The sequence below is a fragment of the Paenibacillus sp. MSJ-34 genome (assembly GCF_018918005.1).
Taxonomy (GTDB): Bacteria; Bacillota; Bacilli; order Paenibacillales; family Paenibacillaceae; genus MSJ-34.
In genome coordinates this window covers 14,032-34,614 of the sequence record NZ_JAHLPR010000037.1, presented here as the reverse complement: position 1 = coordinate 34,614, position 20,583 = coordinate 14,032, and the positions used below count along the sequence as shown (strand labels likewise).

Annotated in this window: 23 protein-coding genes and 1 pseudogene; 4 read left to right on the top strand and 20 right to left on the bottom strand. The window is 47.9% G+C overall.

What is annotated here, in order from left to right:
* The first annotated feature begins 168 nt into the window (after positions 1–168).
* Together ahpC and ahpF are read left to right on the top strand one after the other, a co-directional pair.
* Complete coding sequence (gene ahpC, locus KQI79_RS18785; RefSeq protein ID WP_216539834.1) at positions 169–732, top strand: alkyl hydroperoxide reductase subunit C; 564 nt, start codon at positions 169–171, stop codon at positions 730–732.
* A gap of 14 nt (positions 733–746) precedes the next feature.
* Complete coding sequence (gene ahpF, locus KQI79_RS18780; protein WP_216539833.1) at positions 747–2,276, top strand: alkyl hydroperoxide reductase subunit F; 1,530 nt, start codon at positions 747–749, stop codon at positions 2,274–2,276.
* Positions 2,277–2,638: 362 nt separating this feature from the next.
* Here ahpF and KQI79_RS18775 read toward each other — a convergent pair whose 3' ends face one another.
* The 5 genes from KQI79_RS18775 to KQI79_RS18760 form a co-directional block, all read right to left on the bottom strand.
* A complete protein-coding gene (locus KQI79_RS18775; protein WP_216539832.1) occupies positions 2,639–2,935 on the bottom strand; it encodes a hypothetical protein in 297 nt (98 codons plus the stop codon).
* Positions 2,936–3,548: 613 nt separating this feature from the next.
* Positions 3,549–3,656, bottom strand: coding sequence for a YjcZ family sporulation protein (locus KQI79_RS27725; protein ID WP_230191150.1), 108 nt, complete (start codon positions 3,654–3,656; stop codon positions 3,549–3,551).
* Between the two features lie 308 nt (positions 3,657–3,964).
* Positions 3,965–4,732, bottom strand: a complete 768-nt coding sequence (gene map / locus KQI79_RS18770) for a type I methionyl aminopeptidase (RefSeq protein ID WP_216539879.1) — start codon at positions 4,730–4,732, stop codon at positions 3,965–3,967.
* Positions 4,733–4,838: 106 nt separating this feature from the next.
* On the bottom strand, positions 4,839–5,366 hold the full coding sequence (locus KQI79_RS18765; RefSeq protein ID WP_216539831.1) for a GNAT family N-acetyltransferase: 528 nt from the start codon (positions 5,364–5,366) through the stop codon (positions 4,839–4,841).
* A 21-nt stretch (positions 5,367–5,387) separates the two neighbouring features.
* On the bottom strand, positions 5,388–6,218 hold the full coding sequence (locus KQI79_RS18760; RefSeq protein ID WP_230191149.1) for an AraC family transcriptional regulator: 831 nt from the start codon (positions 6,216–6,218) through the stop codon (positions 5,388–5,390).
* Between the two features lie 117 nt (positions 6,219–6,335).
* On the opposite strand from KQI79_RS18760, the gene KQI79_RS18755 reads away from it, so the two are divergent.
* Together KQI79_RS18755 and KQI79_RS18750 are read left to right on the top strand one after the other, a co-directional pair.
* Complete coding sequence (locus KQI79_RS18755) at positions 6,336–8,363, top strand: beta-galactosidase (RefSeq protein ID WP_253298258.1); 2,028 nt, start codon at positions 6,336–6,338, stop codon at positions 8,361–8,363.
* Positions 8,364–8,824: 461 nt separating this feature from the next.
* Complete coding sequence (locus KQI79_RS18750; protein ID WP_216539829.1) at positions 8,825–9,433, top strand: hypothetical protein; 609 nt, start codon at positions 8,825–8,827, stop codon at positions 9,431–9,433.
* On the opposite strand, the gene KQI79_RS18745 is transcribed toward KQI79_RS18750, so the two are convergent.
* The 15 genes and pseudogenes from KQI79_RS18745 to KQI79_RS18675 all read right to left on the bottom strand — a co-directional run bounded on the left by KQI79_RS18745 (position 9,393) and on the right by KQI79_RS18675 (position 20,506).
* A complete protein-coding gene (locus KQI79_RS18745; RefSeq protein WP_216539828.1) occupies positions 9,393–10,205 on the bottom strand; it encodes a DUF3592 domain-containing protein in 813 nt (270 codons plus the stop codon). The genes KQI79_RS18750 and KQI79_RS18745 overlap by 41 nt on opposite strands.
* Positions 10,206–10,277: 72 nt before the next feature.
* Positions 10,278–11,447 (bottom strand): hypothetical protein, encoded by a 1,170-nt coding sequence (locus tag KQI79_RS18740; RefSeq protein WP_216539827.1) that lies wholly within the window; start codon positions 11,445–11,447, stop codon positions 10,278–10,280.
* Positions 11,448–11,458: 11 nt separating this feature from the next.
* On the bottom strand, positions 11,459–12,631 hold the full coding sequence (locus KQI79_RS18735; protein WP_216539826.1) for a hypothetical protein: 1,173 nt from the start codon (positions 12,629–12,631) through the stop codon (positions 11,459–11,461).
* A complete protein-coding gene (locus KQI79_RS18730; protein ID WP_216539825.1) occupies positions 12,628–13,512 on the bottom strand; it encodes an ABC transporter ATP-binding protein in 885 nt (294 codons plus the stop codon). Before KQI79_RS18730 ends, KQI79_RS18735 begins: the two co-directional genes overlap by 4 nt.
* A 4-nt stretch (positions 13,513–13,516) precedes the next feature.
* Positions 13,517–14,272 (bottom strand): hypothetical protein, encoded by a 756-nt coding sequence (locus tag KQI79_RS18725; RefSeq protein WP_216539824.1) that lies wholly within the window; start codon positions 14,270–14,272, stop codon positions 13,517–13,519.
* Positions 14,265–14,825 (bottom strand): RNA polymerase sigma factor, encoded by a 561-nt coding sequence (locus tag KQI79_RS18720; protein WP_216539823.1) that lies wholly within the window; start codon positions 14,823–14,825, stop codon positions 14,265–14,267. Before KQI79_RS18720 ends, KQI79_RS18725 begins: the two co-directional genes overlap by 8 nt.
* Positions 14,826–14,920: 95 nt before the next feature.
* Positions 14,921–15,151 carry a hypothetical protein gene (locus KQI79_RS28320; protein WP_483311399.1) on the bottom strand — a complete coding sequence of 77 codons (231 nt, stop codon included), beginning with the start codon at positions 15,149–15,151 and terminating at the stop codon, positions 14,921–14,923.
* Positions 15,152–15,241: 90 nt separating this feature from the next.
* A complete protein-coding gene (locus KQI79_RS18710) occupies positions 15,242–15,754 on the bottom strand; it encodes a GNAT family N-acetyltransferase (RefSeq protein WP_216539877.1) in 513 nt (170 codons plus the stop codon).
* A 533-nt stretch (positions 15,755–16,287) separates the two neighbouring features.
* A pseudogene (locus KQI79_RS18705) lies at positions 16,288–16,688 on the bottom strand (RDD family protein).
* A 90-nt stretch (positions 16,689–16,778) separates the two neighbouring features.
* A complete protein-coding gene (locus tag KQI79_RS27720; RefSeq protein WP_253298257.1) occupies positions 16,779–16,988 on the bottom strand; it encodes a hypothetical protein in 210 nt (69 codons plus the stop codon).
* A 268-nt stretch (positions 16,989–17,256) separates the two neighbouring features.
* Positions 17,257–18,189 carry an aminoglycoside phosphotransferase family protein gene (locus tag KQI79_RS18695; protein WP_216539821.1) on the bottom strand — a complete coding sequence of 311 codons (933 nt, stop codon included), beginning with the start codon at positions 18,187–18,189 and terminating at the stop codon, positions 17,257–17,259.
* A 5-nt stretch (positions 18,190–18,194) separates the two neighbouring features.
* Positions 18,195–18,389: a DUF4177 domain-containing protein gene (locus KQI79_RS18690; protein WP_216539820.1), complete on the bottom strand. Its 195-nt coding sequence runs from the start codon at positions 18,387–18,389 to the stop codon at positions 18,195–18,197.
* Positions 18,390–18,785: 396 nt separating this feature from the next.
* Entirely contained in the window at positions 18,786–19,226 is a 441-nt protein-coding gene (locus tag KQI79_RS18685) for a hypothetical protein (RefSeq protein ID WP_216539819.1), read from the bottom strand.
* 383 nt (positions 19,227–19,609) lie between these two features.
* Positions 19,610–19,945 carry a hypothetical protein gene (locus tag KQI79_RS18680; protein ID WP_216539818.1) on the bottom strand — a complete coding sequence of 112 codons (336 nt, stop codon included), beginning with the start codon at positions 19,943–19,945 and terminating at the stop codon, positions 19,610–19,612.
* 126 nt (positions 19,946–20,071) lie between these two features.
* Entirely contained in the window at positions 20,072–20,506 is a 435-nt protein-coding gene (locus KQI79_RS18675) for a VOC family protein (RefSeq protein ID WP_216539817.1), read from the bottom strand.
* Positions 20,507–20,583: the final 77 nt, after the last annotated feature.

Here is a 20,583-nt window from a genome sequence, read left to right as displayed (position 1 = left end):
CTTAATCTCTCGCTATTAGGCCAGGAGACCAGCAAAACGATGAGTTCAAGCAATTGTCATATTTATCCGCCATTTCGGACACAATAAGGACACTTGACAAATGCAGTTTAATATAATTAATATTAGATTATAATAATTACAAATACCTTGAAGGAGGAAATATCAATCATGTCATTAATTGGAAAAGAAGTACTGCCATTCAAAGCTCAAGCCTACCATAACGGTGACTTTATCGAAGTAACGGAAGCGAATTTCAAAGGCAAATGGAGCATCGTTTGCTTCTACCCGGCTGACTTTACATTCGTTTGCCCAACCGAGTTGGAAGATCTGCAAAATCAATATGCAACATTGAAGGATCTTGGGGTTGAAGTTTACTCTGTTTCGACGGATACTCATTTTACACATAAAGCATGGCACGACACCTCAGAAACGATCGGCAAAATTACTTACATCATGATCGGCGACCCGTCGCACACGATTTCCCGCAACTTCGACGTGCTGAACGAAGAAGATGGCCTTGCGGATCGCGGTACGTTTATTATCGATCCGGACGGCGTCATCCAAGCCGTTGAAATTAACGCAGGCGGTATCGGCCGCGATGCGAGCACTCTCATTAACAAAATCAAGGCAGCCCAATACGTCCGCAACAACCCGGGCGAAGTTTGCCCGGCCAAGTGGCAAGAAGGTTCTGCGACGCTTAAGCCAAGCCTTGATCTAGTCGGAAAAATTTAAGGAGCGGGTGAAAAATGGCACTGGACGCGGATATAAAAGCACAATTAGCACAATATCTTCAACTGATGGAAAACGATGTAGTGCTAAAAGTCAGCGCTGAGTCCGATGCCGTATCTATTGACATGCTGGCGCTGGTGGATGAAATCGCCGGCATGTCATCTAAAATTACGGTAGAAAAAACCCGATTGCCTAGAACGCCAAGTTTTAGTGTGAATCGTACGGGCGAAGATACTGGCGTGACGTTTGCCGGAATTCCTTTGGGTCACGAGTTTACTTCATTGGTGCTTGCTCTGCTGCAAGTTAGCGGAAGAGCGCCGAAAGTGGAACAAGACGTCATTGACCAAATTAAAAACATTCGCGGCGAATATCACTTTGAATCCTACATCAGCTTGACCTGCCAAAACTGTCCTGACGTTGTGCAGGCGTTGAACTTGATGAGCATCCTCAATCCGGGCATCACGCATACCATGATTGACGGAGCTGCGTTCAAGGAAGAAGCCGAGAGCAAGAACATCATGGCGGTACCGACGGTGCTCCTCGACGGAGAGTTTTTCAGCAGCGGCCGTATGTCGCTGGAGGAAATTCTCGCCAAGTTGGGTGATGCTCCGGACGCTTCGGAATTTGACAATAAGGATCCATTCGACGTTCTTGTTGTCGGGGCGGGCCCAGCCGGCGCTAGCGCAGCGATCTATGCGGCGCGCAAAGGCATTCGCACAGGCATCGTAGCCGAACGCTTCGGCGGTCAAGTCTTGGATACGCTCGGCATCGAGAACTTTATCGGCGTCAAATATACGGAAGGTCCGAAACTTGTGGCGACGATTGAAGAACATGTGAAAGAGTACAACATTGACGTCATGAAACTGCAGCGTGCCAAACGTTTGGAGAAGAGAGACTTCATCGAAGTTGAACTTGAAAACGGCGCTGTTCTGAAGAGCAAGACCGTCATCATTTCGACAGGCGCCCGTTGGCGCAATATCGGCGTACCTGGCGAAGCAGAGTACAAGAATAAAGGCGTGGCCTACTGTCCTCATTGCGACGGTCCTTTATTCACCGGGAAAGACGTTGCGGTCATTGGCGGCGGCAACTCCGGTATTGAGGCGGCGATCGACCTCGCCGGCATTGTGAAGCATGTTACGGTGCTTGAATTCATGCCGGAACTGAAAGCCGACGCCGTATTGCAAGATCGTCTTTATAGCCTTCCTAACGTAACGGTCCTTAAAAACGTTCAAACGAAAGAAATTACCGGCACTGATAAAGTAAACGGCATTACCTACATTGAGCGTGACACGGGAGCGGAACGTCATATTGAATTGCAGGGCGTATTTGTTCAGATCGGTCTTGTACCTAATACGGATTGGTTAGAAGATACCGTGGAGCGTACTCGCTTCGGGGAAATCGTAGTCGACCGGCATGGCGCTACAAACGTACCGGGCGTATTTGCGGCAGGCGACTGCACCAATAGTCCCTACAAGCAGATCATTATATCGATGGGATCCGGCGCAAATGCTGCCTTGGGCGCATTCGATTATCTCATTCGAAATTAAGAAACGAAGTGGAACGAATAGAAAGTCGCTAGCTACTCACTGTAGTTTGGCGACTTTCTTGCTTTCGGCATAACAGAATAAGGTTTCCATACTAGGCGGCCGGGCTATTATTCTTGTTCGTCCCATTTCCTGGAGTAAGCCTTCTTCGTGACCCAGAAAGTGATATAACTGATAAGAAAAATGATGATGATCGAGCTAATCCATACGCCAATCGGCACATCCATTGAACTCCCCCCCAACGATGCACGATCCTTTATTCAATCATTATGAAACACCATTCTACTGTCTCTATCTACTTTAACATAGAGCCCGCCCTTTAACCATAAGCCGACCGAATTTGATATGGCTCATAACGACTCGCTTTATTCCTCTAGTCCGTCAAAAATGCTTTCTATGATGTCCGTTTCATCCTTATATATCATAAACATGAAATACATTAAGCATGTTAACGAGAACAGCATCCAATCTCCCGCAACTTCCTCGTCCATTACAATCGTTGCTTCAAGAGAAATGGTATTCGGTTTCATTAACGCTGCCTTCCGGCCGTCCACTTTCACTTCAATCTCTTCGTCCCAATTCTCTTCGATCCGCAGCTTCTTCCCGAAAGCCGTGCCGTCCACACAGAAATAAAGAAGGCTGTTGACAGCGTTATCCTTCAAAATAAATTCTTCTCCATCGATTTGAAACCTGTAATTTGCAAAGACGAGACGCCCTTTTTGTATCCCTAGAACAGCTTGATCTCCGTTTCGCTCTAAGACGAAGGTTTTGCCCGCCTCATTTCCCGAGTTTGATACTTTCATAACTTTGGCGATGGTACGATCCCCTTCGTCTAGAACGTTGACGTTCTTTTTTTCATGAAAGAAAAGGACATTTTTTATTTTAAATGTTGCCAAACTCCGCACCTCTTCCTGTAATGCATAAGATAATCCTACATTCTACACTACACGTTAGGAACAAGTGTTGCAACAAGTTATCATCCCGGCAGAATTGCTTTTTCATTCATCCTGGCATATGAGCAAGCCGTTTGTACCTCCGATCTTGTTCAAAAACATCTTCGCCCTGATCGCCGCATCGTGACTGCGCAATGGCTGACCAACCGGCAGTTCGGACAACCTCATACATTAAAATATTTAAAAATTATGCACAAAAAAACCGTCTTTTCCTGTAAAATGAAAGTTAACATTGGTACAAAAAAGCAGGGCGGAAAAACGTCTCATTTTTCCGCCCTGCTTTCGTTTTAGGGACTTATTGGGCAGCCCCAGTGCCTGAAATTTAGTAGCTGAATCTACATATTGAACAAGCAACAATGACAAGGAGAATGAAAAGGACAAGAATAACACCTGTGCTTGTGAACCCGAATCCTCCAACAACAGAAGACATTTTGTATGCTCCCTTCGTATTAAAGTCATTACCTTATATATGTATGTCCATGATGTTAGTCATGATTGGACGTATGTAATGCTTGATCCAGTTTGGCCTCCTGCCCATAACTCAACGAAGGGGCTGTCCAGAAAGCAGTGAAAGCTGACTTTCTGGAGGCCCCGTTTTTGTTGAATGTTAAAAAGGGCACAAAAAAACCGTCTTTTCCTGTAAAATGAAAATTACTCGTATGCGGAGGGGGAGGAAAAACAGCCACACTTTGATTTTCTCATTCCTTACGGCAGTTATATGAAAGAGAAAACACGCCGCTACAAGAAGGACATCCGGCACGTTTGCTGCGTTAAAATAAGCGGTCCGTCCTTCGTGATCGCTATCGTATGCTCGTATTGGGCCGAACGTTTCCCGTCAACGGTTCTTGCCGTCCATCCGTTCGCATCCATTCGGCTGTGCCACGTTCCTTCGTTCACCATCGGTTCGATCGTAATGACCATGCCTTCTTTCAATCGCAACCCTTTCCCCGGCAAACCGAAATGGGGAACTTGCGGTTCTTCATGGATGACAGGTCCAATGCCATGGCCCGTAAAATCTCTGACGACGGAAAACCCTTCCGCTTCGACATAAGATTGAATGACATGCCCGATATCCCCGATACGATTGCCGATGATCGCTTGTTCAATCCCTTTATAAAGACTATTGTATGTAACTTTCAACAACTTTTTCGTTTGATTCGAAATATCCCCAACCGCGTACGTCCATGCCGAATCCGCCAAACTGCCGTTAAGATTCACGACGAAATCGATCGTAACGATATCGCCGTTTTGAAGAGAGTCTCTCCGCGGATAACCGTGGCAAATTTCATCGTTAACGGAGGCGCAAGTCGCAAATTGGTAACCCTTGTATCCTTTCTGTTCCGGCGTGGCCCCATGCTTTTTCAAATATGTTTCTACAAATTGATCGATGGCGAACGTTGAAATGCCGGGCTCGATCATTTTCGCAATTTCTCGATGGCAAGCGGCCAACAATTTGCCCGCTTCGTGCATTTGTTGTATTTCTCTTTCCGATTTTAACGTTATCACTGTCATCTCTCCTCCTTATGGTCTAATTTGTTACACCAGTTTCCGCCAATCCGCTTTTCTACGCATATAATGGTAGTTTACGAAGTGGGCTCATTGGTGCCACGAATTATAGCCGTTTGATCATATGAATATCTTTGGGCTCTTTCAGAAATAGCTCTTCATCAATCTCATCCGCGATCTGACTCCCGTTCCTTTTGTAGAAGGATACCGCCGATCCGGTTTCCGTCGACGAAATGTACAAATATTTGGCCCCTCTTCCTTTCGCTTCCGCGGCCAACCGGTTTAAAATGTTGCTTCCAATGCCTTGTCTTCTGTAATTTTTGGATACGTACATAAGATCGATTTGGAGCCGGTCCCGATTCATCCCTCTAAATGTATGGGCAAGAACGCCGAATCCTGCTAGTCTGTTTCCGTCAAATGCGCCAATGGCGAGTCCGCCGTTTTGCAATTCATACAAATATCGTTGTTTGATTTCGGTTAATTCCGTCTCGTTCCAATTCGCACAATCATGTCCGGCTTTACGTTCCGTTACGATGCCGTCCCGCATTTCATATATTACATCAATATATTCCGACCGGTCGATTTCCTGCAACTTGTCGGCCTGTTCCTGGGTCATATAACGATATTCAATCATAATGAACCTCCCGTGAAAACATTATCGTATTTTATGGATTTTACGGAATGCTGTCGGTGTAATGCCTTCCATTTCTTTAAACAGTTTGATGAAATAGCTTGAATGATCGTAACCGACTTGGCGGGCCACCTCCTTGACATCCATATCCGGATCGTTGAGCAGCATTTCCTTCGCTTTGCTCATCCGGACTTGCGCGACATATTCGAAAGGGCGCAGCCCCATCGTTTTTTGAAACAACAGGCAGACGTATTGCGGAGACAGCTGCATGCAATCCGCCAGCATGGCAAGCGTAAGCGGCTCGCCGTACCGCTCTTCGACGAAGCGGAGCGCAGGGGCGAGCTGTTCGTAATGCTGTCTCTTCGAACGGACCTCCGCCGGGGAAGCATGGATAAACAAATCTACAATGATCTGGTACATCAGTGCCGAACATAGAAAGCCGCGCATCGGATCGGCCGAACGAAGCAGACGAACGACCGCGTGCATGTGCTGCAACAACCGGTCGGGATTGGATATGCGCATCACTTTCGATTCCTTCATATCCATCGCCGCAAGCAATGGATGCGCTTGTTCCCCATTGAACGCGACCCATCGGACTTCCCACGGTTTGTCGACCGGCACATATTCATGAGTTTCATTCGGTAACAGAAACATGCCCTCGCCTTGCGTTACGGCGAATTCCTTCCCCGAGACGCGCAAGAGTCCGGTTCCGTTCATCGTTTGGATCCATTGGAAGTCCGGATATCCTTCCTCGCGCCGCATCGGCTCCTGATTATCCCAACCTCCGGCGCTCGTAATGTAAAACGGCAGCCGTTGTTCTTCTTCCGTAATCGAAGGAAAAATGCATTCATTCACCGCCATCGCCCCTAAATGCGAAATTAGTTATATCGATGCGAAAATGTTCTGATTGAATAGATTATATCATCTAACTATGATATTCATATAGTATTATTTCAATGGGAGGATTTTATTATGGCATCCATGCGCATACCTTTTCCAGACAAAATATGTTACGGCGGCGATTACAATCCGGAGCAATGGCCCGAGGAGGTCTGGCGCGACGACATGCGTCTCATGAAAAAAGCGGGCGTCAATTTCGTAAGCGTCGGCATCTTCAGTTGGGCGCTGCTGCAACCGGACAAAGAGCGTTACGACTTTGCCTGGCTCGACCGGCTTATGGATTTGCTGGCGGACAACGGCATTTACGCCGATTTGGCGACGGCCACCGCTTCCCCGCCCGCCTGGATGGCGCGGGACTATCCCGAGACGCTGCCGGTCGACGAGAACGGGGCTCGCTATACGAACGGTTCGAGGCAACATTATTGCCCCAATAGCCCCGTCTATCGCGAATACGGGCAGAAGCTGGTACGGCGACTGGTGAACCGCTACAAATCGCATCCGGCGCTGGCGATGTGGCATATTAACAACGAGTACGGTTGCCATATTTCGCGATGCTATTGCAAGCAATGCGAAGCCGCATTCCGGGTTTGGCTCAAGGATCAATACGGATCGATCGAAACGTTGAACGACCGGTGGGGCACCAATTTCTGGAGCCAAACCTATTACGATTGGAGCGAGATTCACTTGCCGGGCAAAACGCCGACTTACGCGAATCCGGGACAGCTTCTGGATTATCAGCGGTTCATGTCGGACAGCTTGCTGGAATGCTATTTGGGCGAATACCGCGTTATTAAGGAAGGAACGCCCGACTTGCCCGTAATGACCAATTTCATGCCCCACTTCAAACCGCTCGATTACTTCAAATGGGCGAAGCATATGGACATCGTAACATGGGACAGCTATCCCGAACCGACGGCAGGCATACCGGTCGGAGCGGCGATGGATCACGATCTGATGCGCAGCTTGCGCGGCGGGCAACCGTTCATGCTGATGGAACAAGTGACGAGCCAAGTGAACTGGCGGCAGCATAATCCGTTGAAACGTCCCGGGGTGATGCGCTTATGGAGCTATCAAGCCTTGGCGCGCGGCGGGGATGGGATCATGTTCTTTCAATGGCGCGCTTCCCGGGCAGGGGCGGAGAAATTTCACGGGGCGATGGTGACGCACACGGGCGACGAGCACAGCCGTGTATATAAAGAGGTGGAACAGCTCGGAAACGAGCTGAAGATGTTGGACGAAATCGTAGGATCGCGCATTTCCGCCAAAGCGGCGATAGTATTCGATTACGACAACTGGTGGGCGCTCGAACTGCCGTCCAAGCCGAGCGCGGATGTTAAGTATATCGAACAAATCCGACATTATTACGATCATTTATTCCGGAAAAATATTGCCGTCGACTTCGTGCAACCCGCCGACGACCTCTCCCGTTACGACCTCGTCATCGCCCCCGCGCTGTACATGGTCGCCGAAGGCGTCGCCGACAATCTCGAACGGTTCGTAGGCAACGGCGGTACGCTGCTAACTACGTTTTTCAGCGGCATCGTCGATGAGCACGACCGCATTCATCTCGGCGGATATCCCGCGCCGCTGCGCAAACTGCTCGGCATTTGCGTCGAAGAGTTCGATCCGATGCTTCCCGGACAAACGAATCGGGTCGCCGTTACGGAAGCCACGCTGTATGGCGAATATTCGTGCAATCTGTGGGCCGACTTGATTCGACTGGAGGGCGCCCAATCGATCGCGGCATTTACAGACGATTTCTTCGCGGGCATGCCTGCCGCAACGGTGAACGCTTTCGGCAAAGGCAAAGCTTATTATGTCGGCACGCAAGCGGAACCGGCATTTATATCGCGCCTGCTCGATCGATTGCTCTCCGATTCGAACGTCGAAGCGCCGCTCGCCGCTCCGGAAGGAGTCGAGGTGACTTGCCGGGAACATGAAGATCGGCGTTATTGGTTCATCCTTAACCACCTGCCGGAAACGGTCACGATTCCGCTGCCGCCAGGGCAGTTTGACGACATGCTTGGCCGGACGACCGTTTCGGATAACATCGTTTTACAGAAAAATGAATTGAGTATTCTCCGGTCCTTGAACGTTTGATTTTTATAGTCACAAGAAAAATGAAGTCCTGGGCTGTTCCCGGGACTTCATTTTGGAATGACTAACTTGTCAAGATTTTTTCCCTGCCACCTCTTTCGTCCGTCCGTTGGATTATGTCCAATCCAATTCGCCTTATTATGGATCAAACCGCATTGCCATTGGAAATCATCCAACAGATTTCTCCTAATGGCCGTCTTTCAGCCTTATTTGATGAGATTTCAATTGGATGAATTCCAACGAAGAGCTGCCTTTTACCCTATGAAGGGTTGATCTGTTGGACGAAATCCAATGGGCGGGCATCAACGCCGCGCACTTACTCGTTCCAATAAGTCGTCAACCCGGTTCTGCCGAATGGGAAAGAGAAGAGTCCCCCTGCAGCAGGAATCTTCTCTTCTATGACATTTCGTTGCAATATGATAAACTTGGTTGCATACTGACTATACTTAAGGAGAGTGATGAAAATGGCCGAGAACGAACTTTTGACAAGGCAACGTGAATTGCAACTCGAGGCGAGTACGGTAGCGGTTGAATTGAACATCGATGAATTGCTGTCCTCGGCGGGCGAGCCGGTGCGAGTCGGCAGCGCCGCTCTCGGATTGATGGTATGGAGGGATCTGGATATCACCGTAGTCTGTTCGAAGCTCGACATCGCTGCGGTAACGAAAATCGCTTCCGAACTCATGATCCGCCAAGGCGTACGGGAGCTTCGGTTCTTGAATGACTCCGGCGACTGGAATACCGATCCTAACTACCCTGACGGATTTTACATTGGGTTAAAGTACAAGGCGCTGAACGGGATGGATTGGACGCTTGATATCTGGTTCGTCGACGAACCGGATAAACAGCCCGATCTTATGCATATTCGAACGATGCCCGATAGACTTACCCCGGACTTGCGGGAATCCATCCTAACAATCAAAGATTTCTGGGCATCCCGTTCAGAGTACGGAAAAGAAGTCAAAAGCTATGACATTTACAGGGCTGTTCTGGACGATAATGTAAGAACATTAATGCAATTTCAAGATTGGATCACCCAATCGCAAACGAAACAGCGATCAGAATCGCCATAACCGCCTGCGTACCGGTCCAGACCGCCAGCCTCCAGGGCCGGACTTTCCATTTCCGCTCGGATTCGGACAAGTAGACGCCTTGTGGAATCCGTTGCAAAAGTACATAAATGGTCGGCTTGAACTTGTCTACAATAATCGGAATGCCGGATTTGGCGTTTTTGATGCGGAATAGACTCCTGCTTTCGTGGAAAGTCTGTTTCTTTCCGTTCGGCGCCGAATAATATCCGATATAAACATGGTCGCCCTTCGACGTTTTGTAATAACGAGTGCATGTCGCGGTACGCGCAACGCCTCTCTTCATCGTCCCCAATCTTCTTATATTGATCGAGACAAATACGGTCACGGCAATGCCCGAAACGACGAGGCCGATCACGTATGACACGGTAGCCAGTTCGACCGGCGCCGTGCCGGGCAGTTTGGAGACGGCAGGAGACTCGGGATTGTATAGAACCGCCGTCGATTCCAATTCGTGAAGCGGGACCCTGTACGACGAAGAGATCGATTGATACGAGATGCCGGTATAGGGGGTTCCGTTGACTTCGTAAGTATACGTGAACGAATAATCGCGGTATCCCTTGCCTTGATTTTCAAGCTCCACCTTCGTGATCTGTCCTGTCGTCCGCCCTGTCAGCAATCGGTCCGCATGGGCAGCTTCCAGCTGGAGGTTTCGAACGATGCCAAGCGCGGCGAAGATGAACAACAGGGCGGCAATCCACATGCGCAGCGACAGCCAATGGACTAGGTTGACGGGTATAGACAGTTGATTATGCATAGAACCTCCTTTACCCTTTGTTTATTCGACATCTTTCGGCCCGATCCTCCCGCAAGGATGATTAACCGCCGCTTATGCAATATCGCGCCTCTTCTCCCGTCTCCATAACAGCAGCATAAACGCCGCGCCTGAGACAGCCGCCAAACTGTATAGCACCGGTGCCATCCATTTCGCCATCCGAATGTCAATAATATGATCCAGACAATAATATAACCCGAAAAAAAGCGCCCCGAAAACGAATGGGATTTGTACGCCGATTAATGCCACATAGTTCGACATCAAGCCGGAGAAGCACATCGCGAGCAGAGCAAACGCCAATCCGAGGACGACCACCGCCGCAATCGTTAATATAACGTACTGCAAGAACGTCGGATCATACCAATAATACGAACCGGTAAACGTATGGAGCGGCACCTGAAAAAATACGGACAGGTTGTCATGGCGCAATACCTTGTGGTTGATAATGAATGCGTACAGTCCCAAATAAACGATCAACAAAGACGCTATCGCGATACATGCCGAAACCAGCCCTGCCGCAGCTTTGGTCTTATATAAATTCCGTCCTTGCCGGGTCGTATACTGCAAATCCAGCATTCGTCCCAAACGATCTTTAATAAAAACCGGAGACAGTGCCATCACGACGCTTACGATCACGGCGACGGCCACACTTGAGATAAAATCCTTATAATTTTGAAGAACAATTCCCGGATACGTTTGAACATGCCCGGCTGCTCTTAATTCGCCCAAGCGCGCCTTTTGTTTGGCGTCCCCCGCGTTTTCCCAGGCGCGTTCCATCCATTGGGCCCGATTGTCGTGCCATTCTTCGATCAATATTCTTCTCGCCTGAAGCTCCCAGAACAGATCGACCTTTTCCTTGAACAAGACCTTATTGCGAAGGGCGTTCTGCTCGCTATCATCGGAATCAAAATGCATAAAATCCTCATAAGACCGAATGCCTGCCGCCGCAAACTCGGGCCTTGCCCGCAAATAGTTCCCGGCTTCCCCGATTTGCGCTTCGTAAGCTTTTTTGAAATGGGCAAAGTCCTCCTCCTCCATATCGCTTCCGTATTGGCGGGCCATCTCGGCGGCAATGCGGTATTCGTCAAGCGCCGGTCTTCCGCGTGTAATCGCCGTAGCGGGATTTTCTATAAACAAGAGGCACATTAACACATTCGCAATACAAAGCAGCAGGAGTATTTTCCAATTCCATATTTTCTTGATTTCATTCCATAACACTCGCATGACGGTTCTCCTCAATGAATTTCTTGTTTTTGAAACCTTCGCAAAGAAAACATACATAAAGCGGCTGTGATGATCGTCCAACTTCCCACCGTAACCGGTTCATAACTTTGGAACATTGTCAATCCGCCGTTGCCCATAAACCAGACATGAGGATTCATGAAAAGTACGGACAAGTTATGGACCGCGATGAACAGCAGAAGCGGAGACGGTACGAAGCTCGGCAGAAGCAACGCAGAAACGAAAAATGCCGCAAAGAGAAAAAAAGCAAAATAACTGTTCTTCACCCATACCGACAGGAAAAAGACAATGCCCGACAGGAGCAGCATGCATAGATATACCAGCAAGACGCTGCACAGCAAATAACCCGCAAACGATAGATTCCACCAGGAAACATACGGAAGATCGTCTAAACTATACTCCCAATTCAACGCGCTGCTGATCGAACTGCCCCACAAACGCGAGTAATCGAATACGGAGAAATAAAACCCTAACGTAACAGCCAACAGTACCGTCAACATACCGGTTGCCGTCAATAAGGAAGCCGCCAGTTTATCCTTCATCAATAATCGGCCTCTTCTTGTTGAGTAGGTAACAAGGTATGTTTTATTTTCGAATTCATAGTTTGCAATCAGAGCCGTAGCCAGAACGACCAAAATCAATGCTTCATAGAGGATCGGTCTGAATACCGACGCAAACAGAAAACCATGCATTCTGTATGGTTTCCCGGCGAAAAACCACGTTTTATGCTCATCCTGTTCTTTCATCGCTTCGAAACGTTGCGACAACTTGCCATACTCGCTCTTGAACATGTCCGCCACGCGGCCGCTCAGCCGATACTTTGCAATTTCGACATTCGCAATCTCGTTCCAGTCGATCTTCTCGTATTCGCTGTCAATGTTTCGGGCTATCTGCCAATACATTCCTTTCAGTTGCAACTCGGCAGGTACAGGTTTTCCATGCCGCTCGGCCATACCGGTTCTCAAATCTGCTTCCAGTTGGCGCAGCGACTCGTCCGTAATCCGGATTCCGTACGTTTCCGCCAATTGACCCGCAATTTTCAGCTCGTCGGTACGATAAGATTCATTCCAAATGACGTAAATATTAAATGCGCAGAACAATACAAGAAGGGCAATCAGTATCGGCGAACGGAACGCTTTTTTACATTCATAGATAATCACCCTCATACCGGCTGTGCTTCCGTTCGCATTTCGTCGCGGTATTCGTACAAGAAGACGTCCTCCAAATGAGGCGCGACAGCCTGCCACTCCGGTTCCCCTTCGCCATGATGGACAAAGCGTACGATCATGACGCCTCTCTCCTGTTTTTCCGCAAGAACGACATGCCGCTTGCGAAACGAATCCAGTTGCTCGTAACCGATGGACGCTTCATACACATGCCCTTCAAGCGAATCGCAAATGTTTTTCACCGTATCTTTATACAAAAGCCGTTTATTTTTGATCATAATCACTTCATTGGCGATCGACTCGATATCGGACACAATATGCGTGGATATAATCACGAGCCTGTTCCGGGCCAGTTCGGTAAGCAAGTGGCGGAAGCGTGCGCGTTCTTTCGGGTCCAATCCCGCCGTAGGCTCGTCGAGGATGAGAATTTGCGGATCGTTAAGAAGCGCCTGCGCAATGCCGACGCGCTGAATCATGCCGCCGGAGAATTTTTTCATCTTTTTGTCGGCCACATCGCTTAACGCGACTTTATCCAATAGTTCCGCAATGTTCCCCGCAGCCTTCTTTTTCCCGATTCCTTTCAAAGCGGCCAAATACGATAAATATCGCTTGGGAGAATCGTTTTTGTAAAACCCGAACTGCTGCGGCAAATAACCGAGCAAATCGCGGTATTGTTCGCCCATATCGAAGATGTTGCGTCCATGATACAAAATTTCTCCTTGGCTCGGCGCGATCAATGTGACCAACATTTTGATCAAAGTCGTTTTCCCGGCGCCGTTCGGAGCGAGCAAACCGTACACCCCGTTGGAAAATTCTAAATTAAGATCGGTTAAAGCGGAAAATGCGCCGTACTGTTTGCTTACATCTTTGACGACGATCATGTTATTAAGCTCCTTTCGCATGGTTTAAGCGGATCAATTTATTTATATACCGCAAGTAACAATAAAGGCTGATCGCGAGTACAATCGCATAAACGATGAGCGGCAAACCGAGAAGAATGTCGAAGTATAACATGTTCCCTGCAAAACGTAATATCACGTTGCCCGCAATCCAGGCCGCAACCGTTGCCAGCAGGGCCGGAACCGAACATCGTCTTATCATGACGTATAAAAACAGAATGGAGAATACGAACAGAGCCGTTATCGAAATCATAAACGCCCGCAAAAAATGAATTTCAGGATAGCCATTGACGATGAAGAGGATGCCGATGGTATTCACCAACACGGAGACGACGCTGAATGCCAGCATCCGAAAGGCAGTTGCCTGATATACGTTGAATTTGCATGCCATCTCCACTTCGTAAGTCCGGTGCATCATTTTATTGAAATAAGTAAAGATCGAACAAGCGAGAAATAAAATCGGCGAAATGACAAATAGAAACGAGTAAACGTCATGGGCCCGGTCCGGTTTCGGTCCGAAATGGGCGAAGCCCAGCAGGGTAAACGCGATCATCAGTATAAAGGCAAGCTCCGAGCGGTCGGAGAATATATGCCTGATGCCGATATGCCGGTATAAGGCCTGCAAATATTCCAGGAAAGACTCCTTCGCCTGACGCGTTGCGGCAGCGGACACAATGTTCTGAATTTCCGCCTTAATGGTTCGTTCGTCCGGCATAGGGACGCGAAATTTTTCTTTATCCATGGCCGTGGCGATCCTCCTCCAATTTTTTTCTGATCCATTTCAATGCCGCATAGTATCTCGTTTTCACCGTAGAGAGCGGAAGCGATTCGCTTGCGGCGATTTCCTGCAGCGTATATTCTCCGAACAGTTTCAACCGAATAATTTGCTGCGAACCGGCGTCCAGCCGATTGACAAGCGAAGCGATTCGTTCGAAATCTTCCCGGTACTCCAGCGAAACGGCCATATCGTGCCCGTCGCTCCAGTCGTAATTGTCGATCGGTTCCGAATATTTCGCATACTGGTAATACTTCGACCTGTAATAATCGACAAGGCGGTTGGAGGCCAGCTTATACAACCAAGTCCGAAACGACGCCTTGCCGGAATCGAAGCTTTTGATGGAACCGAGAACGCTTATGAAAATCTCTTGCGTGAGATCAAGCGACAACTCGGGGTCGAGCGTTTGTTTATAAATAAAGGCGTACATTTCTTTGTAATATTTCGCAACGAGCCGATTCGCCGCAGGATCTCTGATATTCCTCTTTAGCTTTCGAATCCAACGTTGTTCGCAGTCCATAGTTCACCTCACAGCGCTTTGTCCGTACGTAAATTGGCGGCTTGTTACTATATTCGTAAAAAGAACGCAAAAAGTTTGAATACGGAAAATCAAACTTACATCCTCGCGTAATGTTGAAGTTGTGTAAATGAAAAAGAGAAGTTCCCATCCTCTAGGAATCTTCTCTCGGAAATAGAATCGTGAACAGCACGCCCCGATCCGTGTTGGCGATGGAATACCGGGCGCCATGCTTGTCCAGCATTTGGTTTGACAATATACAAGCCGAGCCCGCTTCCGCCGGTATTGCGGTTTCTCGATGTCTCGATGCGGTGAAACGGTTGAAACATATCGGCCAACTGGTCTTCCGGAACCTCTTGCCCGTCGCGATTCATCCGATCCAATGCGGAATTCAGCGCGTTAATTTTATATTATGGTCGTTACGCTCCGGCAACCTTATACACCTTGGTATACAATATTTCTTGAAAAAGAGCAAATTCCTCTTCCGTAAGAAGCTGAGGATAGCTCATCATTTGAAGCGGCAATTCCGGCTGCCCCTTCTGAAGAGGGGGCTGTACATATTCGAAAGGATTAAGACGGAATCCCAACCGCTCGTAGAAGTGTATTCTCCGTTCCGCTACGTCCGTCGCGGGAGGCTCCACTTCCAATAGAATGGGTTTTGACGACTCTCGGATATACGCGGTCATAAGTTTTCCTCCTATCCCTCCTCCGCGTATGGCCGGATCGACGGCAATATGTTCCACAAAACGAAATGAGGAAAATTCCCACACGGCAAGAAAAGCGATGATATCGTCGCTGTCATCCGTTTCCGTAATGAGACGATAATGCGGATCGGACAGCAACTTCTTCTGCCCGGCATAGGTTCTCCGTTCAATCTCGGGAAATGAGGCGTTCATAATCGTAAACACTTGATCAAATCGTTTGTCGTTCATCATCGTGTGCTCCTTTATCTAAGCTGCTTTTATTTTTTTCGGCAATACATTAGTGCCTTCTGTTTCCATAGTTTGCGCTAACGAAACTCATAATCCTTATTGGGCTCAAAACGAAGGCGTTCCCATTATAACGAAAGTACGTGTCGTTATTCATTGGAAACGGGCCGTTTTACCGCCTTTTCCCCCTCATTAGCGTGTTACTGTTTCGTTACACGAGCAACAAGGTGATTTCAGGCTATCAGCGTGTATTCGTTTCGTTAGCCCGCCCGACGGCGCGTCAGCCGCCTGCGGATTTATGAAAATTAACCGTTCCTTTCGTCTGTATGACGGAAATAGGGCCGCGTATTTGCGCGGCCATGAGGACGGTATGCAATGACGTGCGAATTAAGTCAAATAACATTTAATAATATGGGCTGGAATTCCACACCATTTCTTGCCTGGACTTGTTTCGGGCGGTTTCCCCAGAAAGCAGATGTCCTGCACATGAAATATCGAACATATCGGGATATGAGTCCTTATCTCTATGACGCAATTCAATCATATACGACTTCCGTTCCTGCAATAAAATCGTGAAGCGCTCGTTTGTCTTCGCGCAAGGCAACCATGAAGATGCTTACAATCAGCGCGATTCCGAACGAAAATCCATATATAATGCCGGCAACGACATTGCGCAAGAGCATTGTTCCTATACTTGGCGGCAAATGATCGTATACTTTTCTGATTCGTATCCCGCAGATCCGTTTTCCAACCGTATATCCATTCCAAAAAACCGGCACCAGCAGTGAGTACAAACCCGTTAATACATTGGTCATCCATTCCTGGGCGTTCCCTCCGCCCGTCAAAATGAGAGCGACGATCGATAACGCAGGGAAACCATGAGCGCATCCAATAATATCGCCCCCAGCCTTATCCAAAAGCCTGCTTCGCGATTCATCCTAACTCCCCTCCTGCGCATTTTTTTCCTTTTGGCAATGGTCCCGTCCTGACATTACTTCTATTGTAGAGCAAGGAAAAAGGAAGTCAATCATACGGATTCATGAAACGTACGAACATTTTGTACAGCCCAGGTTACCGCATCGCCATGCAGCATGACGGGTCGGCCGTCCCTTTCAATTTGGATATTATAGGGCTTTACTGTATGTTTCAATAAACTCCACTCCTGATAGAACGTCCGAAATTTATGAATGATCTCATTCGTTTCGAACAGCAGCTCATACATCGGTTCTTTCGTCAAATAAATCCATAAGCTCCATTATCGTTTTTACCGGCTTATGCAACCAAGTACCTTCCTCAAATAATTGATGCCGATTATAGTAGGAGTCATGATATTGCTTTTCTTTCCTTCTTATCTCTTCCAATCGGTTCATAGAACATCACTCTTTCTTTCAACATACTCACCCGCCCATGGCCCGGACGATAATAAGAGCCTTCCCAAATAAAAAAGCATCCTAATACACTCTGTCATTAAGATGCCCCTTGGCGTTGATGAAGATATTTATTATTTACATCGGCTTATACCATCTCGGCACGATTTCGTCGAAATCGTTGTGATCATCCAATACTCTATTTATTTTCTCCATCATGCGAGTCAATTCCTCAGGCTTCACCTTGAGAATCCACACGACGGACGAAAAAATGGACATCGCCAAATAGAGCGAATATAAGGTCCAAAAATATTGGTCGGGATCGCGGCCGTTATGATAGCCCCGGATCTGTCCGATCGAAAACGGGATGCTGATTTCGGAACTGAACATTCCCGTTTTAAGAAACTCGTGAATCGGATCTCCCCAATCGTACCGGTTGAAGTCTATAATTCCGGATAGCCTCGTCTCTTTGACGATGATATTCGCTACATGGAAATCATCGTGTTGAAAAAGATTTGGACGATGTTTTATTAACGGGATATGTCGATCGATAAAAGACATCAACTTTGCATCGTTTCTCACCCTTACGCCGCAGGACGAATACTGCTCTAAGTAACGCGTATGCTTGTTTCGTTTCGTCTCGTGCCACGGCGGTATCGAATCCGGCGCCCGCCATTGATGCATCTTGAACAATTCCTTGCCGGCTTCGACGCCGACACGATACTGCTGATGCTCGGCGAGTCTCGGGAGCTCGTCGGCGGCATCATTGCCTTCTATATATGAAAGAATCATATATGCGATCCCCAAGCTTGCTACTTGCCCGAACTCGATGGGAACCGAACATTTCACGCCTAAGTTTTGCATGTTCGCAAGAACATCGAACTCACATTTTTTCGAATCCGAATGCTGCAAATCGAAAATCCGCAGCAACACACGTTGTCCGTGATGCAATACAACATCAAACTTCCGATCGCTGGAATAACCCTTATGAATTGAATGAATGCCTTTATTTCCAATCAAAATCGGAATATATCGATCCAGGCGGGAATAATCAAAATGAGGAAACACCATGAAAACTACTTTCGTCTTTTGAAAACGACAATAATATCTTTGGACTGCCCTTGATATATGCTTGTGTCGAAGCAAGAAACAAGCTCCCAACCTTCACGACCGTGGCGGTTTAATTCTTCCTCGAACTCATCCTCTCTTACTTTGCCGCCGAAAAATCCGCCTGTTTCATATTTAATCGTTCGATATTCCCATTGTTCCATCTCGATCTTCCTTTCTACATTCGATTTTTTCTATTATCTCATTGTTGGGTTGCACAGCCAAGTTCTGAAGACTTCAGTTTATTTCCTTGTATGAAAAAATCGGTTTCATACGCAAAATAACGAATGTTCATCGATTGAACCATTAATCATGAGGCGGTGAAACAGTATGCAATGGATGCGTTCCATCTTGCAAAGGGTAAATAACCGGAGAACGATCATGTCCTTAGTGGCTCTAGGGGCAGCAGGGGTTACAGCGCTTGGAATCGCCCAACGGCGCAGATTCAAAGGAAATGCTTTCCGTCCCATGTTGCAGCCGTTTCGCAAATGATTATTGCTTAGCAAAACAAACAGCCGGGCGGCGTAAGCTCCGGTTGTTTGCCAACTAACCCGGTAAACTCATGAAATGATACGAACAAGGAGATCGACTTTCGTATCCAGATTATCTTTCCACCACCGGACTTCCTCCGTCATGAAACCGGAAATAACCGCTAAATACACTTCCAGCAATTCCTCGGGGGCGCCTTGAATCAATTCGCCCGCCTTTTGTCCCTCGATAAACAAGGGCAAGAAATGGGCTGAATACCGGGTTGAAATATCTTCGATCAAATTCATCGTTCTTTCCGGAACGTCTTCGGATCGCAGCGCTTGCTTCATGACCATGAAGATATCGCCGTTTCCTTCCATTAGCGCCAATGGCTGATTCCGGCTTCCGCAGCGATCATTGATAATTTTCGTGCCTTCGATTCCTTTTCGGGCAAACACTTTTAAGCCTGCGGCAATTATCATTTCTTTGCGTTCATTCGCGAATTTGTGCGAATTGTTCGTTGGCGACTGCATGAAAGCCATCATGCTGCTTATCGTTATTGCCCCGCAATTTGCATTGAGGTTGTCGGAGAATGACTATAGTTTCTAAGCAGAAGACGAAGTCCATTGGATTTGATCCAATATTCTAACCGCTTAATCCTCGTTTTACAGCTTTTCATTGGAATTTATGCAGCGGATTTGGCCGAAAATGAAACTGAACAGCGATAAAACCAAGAATCCATTGGAGGTTTTCCAATGGAAGCACGTTTCGAACGGCAGATTAGCTGTTTCTATTGTATATTTTCCAATGACTTTCGCAGCAGAGCCTTGACGTTCAAGGAGATGATCGCCGCAATTGCGATACTGACGTTGGCAACAGTATTGAATCCGTTGACAAACGCTTCGCGCGGCTGCCGTCAGTTCGGTACCAAGCTCCGCGGGGATGTTCTTGGCTGCGGCAATTGCGCCGGCGAGGCTATCTCGGCAGGTACTTCCATTCCCCCGCGGTACACTGCTGTGCCGATGCTCCCCAACGCGGCGACGCCCAATGCGGCGCCCAGCTCGCCGCTGGTCTCCGATAGCGACGAAGCCGCTCCGGCCCTTTCCGGGGGGCGGACCCGACGATCAATGAGAAATCCGGCGGATACGACCAGCAGGCCGAGCACAATAGCATAGGCGGGACAAATTCTGCTCGCAACGATCGGAGCCGCCAAAGCGCCGAGAATGACTCTTTGATTGAATAATCCAGTCAAAACTAAGGCGAAGTGATCCGTTCCTTCTATTGGAGCCCGCTGTCTATATCCTATTATACCAGTAGAAACGCTGCTGGAAACGGTCTGCAGAAGGATACGAAATCCTCCTAGAGCTTAAATATTCGGTTAAAAATCTGCTTTAAATTCGTCTATTGGATCCCAAACGGACCATGCCGCTTCCAATAGGTTTCCTTCATTATCTCTGAAGTAAAAATATTTCGCCTCTCCGTTGCCTAGCGTATGCAGTTCCCCGACTTCCCATCCTTTGTCCTGCAGCTGGCGATGCGTAAATTCAATATCCGGGCAGTTGAGCGCCATAATCGGAAAGGGTTGTCCGTTTCTCGCAATTTCCAACGGTTTCTTATCTGTCGTCTCAATGAGCAATAAAGCAATCGAATGTTGATGCGGATGATGCAGCACCGCAATATACGAACCCCTGTCTTGAAATTTGTTTATCAATTTAAATTCCAGATTGGACGTATACCATGCAATGGATTCGTCGATTTGTGCTGTAGGAACGTAGACATAGCCGATACGCGAAAATGCAAACTTTCCGTTCATATAGAACACTCCCTTGTTCGAATTTTTGAAACCGCTTTTACCGAAGACAATTACGAATTTGCTCCCAGGACAACATA

Coding starts and splice junctions, on each gene's coding strand:
- ahpC (WP_216539834.1), top strand. CDS start 169: ATGTCATTAATTGGAAAAGAAGTACTGCCATTCAAAGCTCAAGCCTAC.
- ahpF (WP_216539833.1), top strand. CDS start 747: ATGGCACTGGACGCGGATATAAAAGCACAATTAGCACAATATCTTCAA.
- KQI79_RS27725 (WP_230191150.1), bottom strand. CDS start 3,656: ATGTCTTCTGTTGTTGGAGGATTCGGGTTCACAAGCACAGGTGTTATT.
- KQI79_RS18765 (WP_216539831.1), bottom strand. CDS start 5,366: ATGATTGAATATCGTTATATGACCCAGGAACAGGCCGACAAGTTGCAG.
- KQI79_RS18755 (WP_253298258.1), top strand. CDS start 6,336: ATGGCATCCATGCGCATACCTTTTCCAGACAAAATATGTTACGGCGGC.
- KQI79_RS18750 (WP_216539829.1), top strand. CDS start 8,825: ATGGCCGAGAACGAACTTTTGACAAGGCAACGTGAATTGCAACTCGAG.
- KQI79_RS18745 (WP_216539828.1), bottom strand. CDS start 10,205: ATGCATAATCAACTGTCTATACCCGTCAACCTAGTCCATTGGCTGTCG.
- KQI79_RS18740 (WP_216539827.1), bottom strand. CDS start 11,447: ATGCGAGTGTTATGGAATGAAATCAAGAAAATATGGAATTGGAAAATA.
- KQI79_RS18735 (WP_216539826.1), bottom strand. CDS start 12,631: ATGAGGGTGATTATCTATGAATGTAAAAAAGCGTTCCGTTCGCCGATA.
- KQI79_RS18730 (WP_216539825.1), bottom strand. CDS start 13,512: ATGATCGTCGTCAAAGATGTAAGCAAACAGTACGGCGCATTTTCCGCT.
- KQI79_RS18725 (WP_216539824.1), bottom strand. CDS start 14,272: ATGGATAAAGAAAAATTTCGCGTCCCTATGCCGGACGAACGAACCATT.
- KQI79_RS18720 (WP_216539823.1), bottom strand. CDS start 14,825: ATGGACTGCGAACAACGTTGGATTCGAAAGCTAAAGAGGAATATCAGA.
- KQI79_RS28320 (WP_483311399.1), bottom strand. CDS start 15,151: ATGTTTCAACCGTTTCACCGCATCGAGACATCGAGAAACCGCAATACC.
- KQI79_RS18710 (WP_216539877.1), bottom strand. CDS start 15,754: ATGAACGACAAACGATTTGATCAAGTGTTTACGATTATGAACGCCTCA.
- KQI79_RS18695 (WP_216539821.1), bottom strand. CDS start 18,189: ATGGTGTTTCCTCATTTTGATTATTCCCGCCTGGATCGATATATTCCG.
- KQI79_RS18690 (WP_216539820.1), bottom strand. CDS start 18,389: ATGGAACAATGGGAATATCGAACGATTAAATATGAAACAGGCGGATTT.
- KQI79_RS18685 (WP_216539819.1), bottom strand. CDS start 19,226: ATGCAGTCGCCAACGAACAATTCGCACAAATTCGCGAATGAACGCAAA.
- KQI79_RS18675 (WP_216539817.1), bottom strand. CDS start 20,506: ATGAACGGAAAGTTTGCATTTTCGCGTATCGGCTATGTCTACGTTCCT.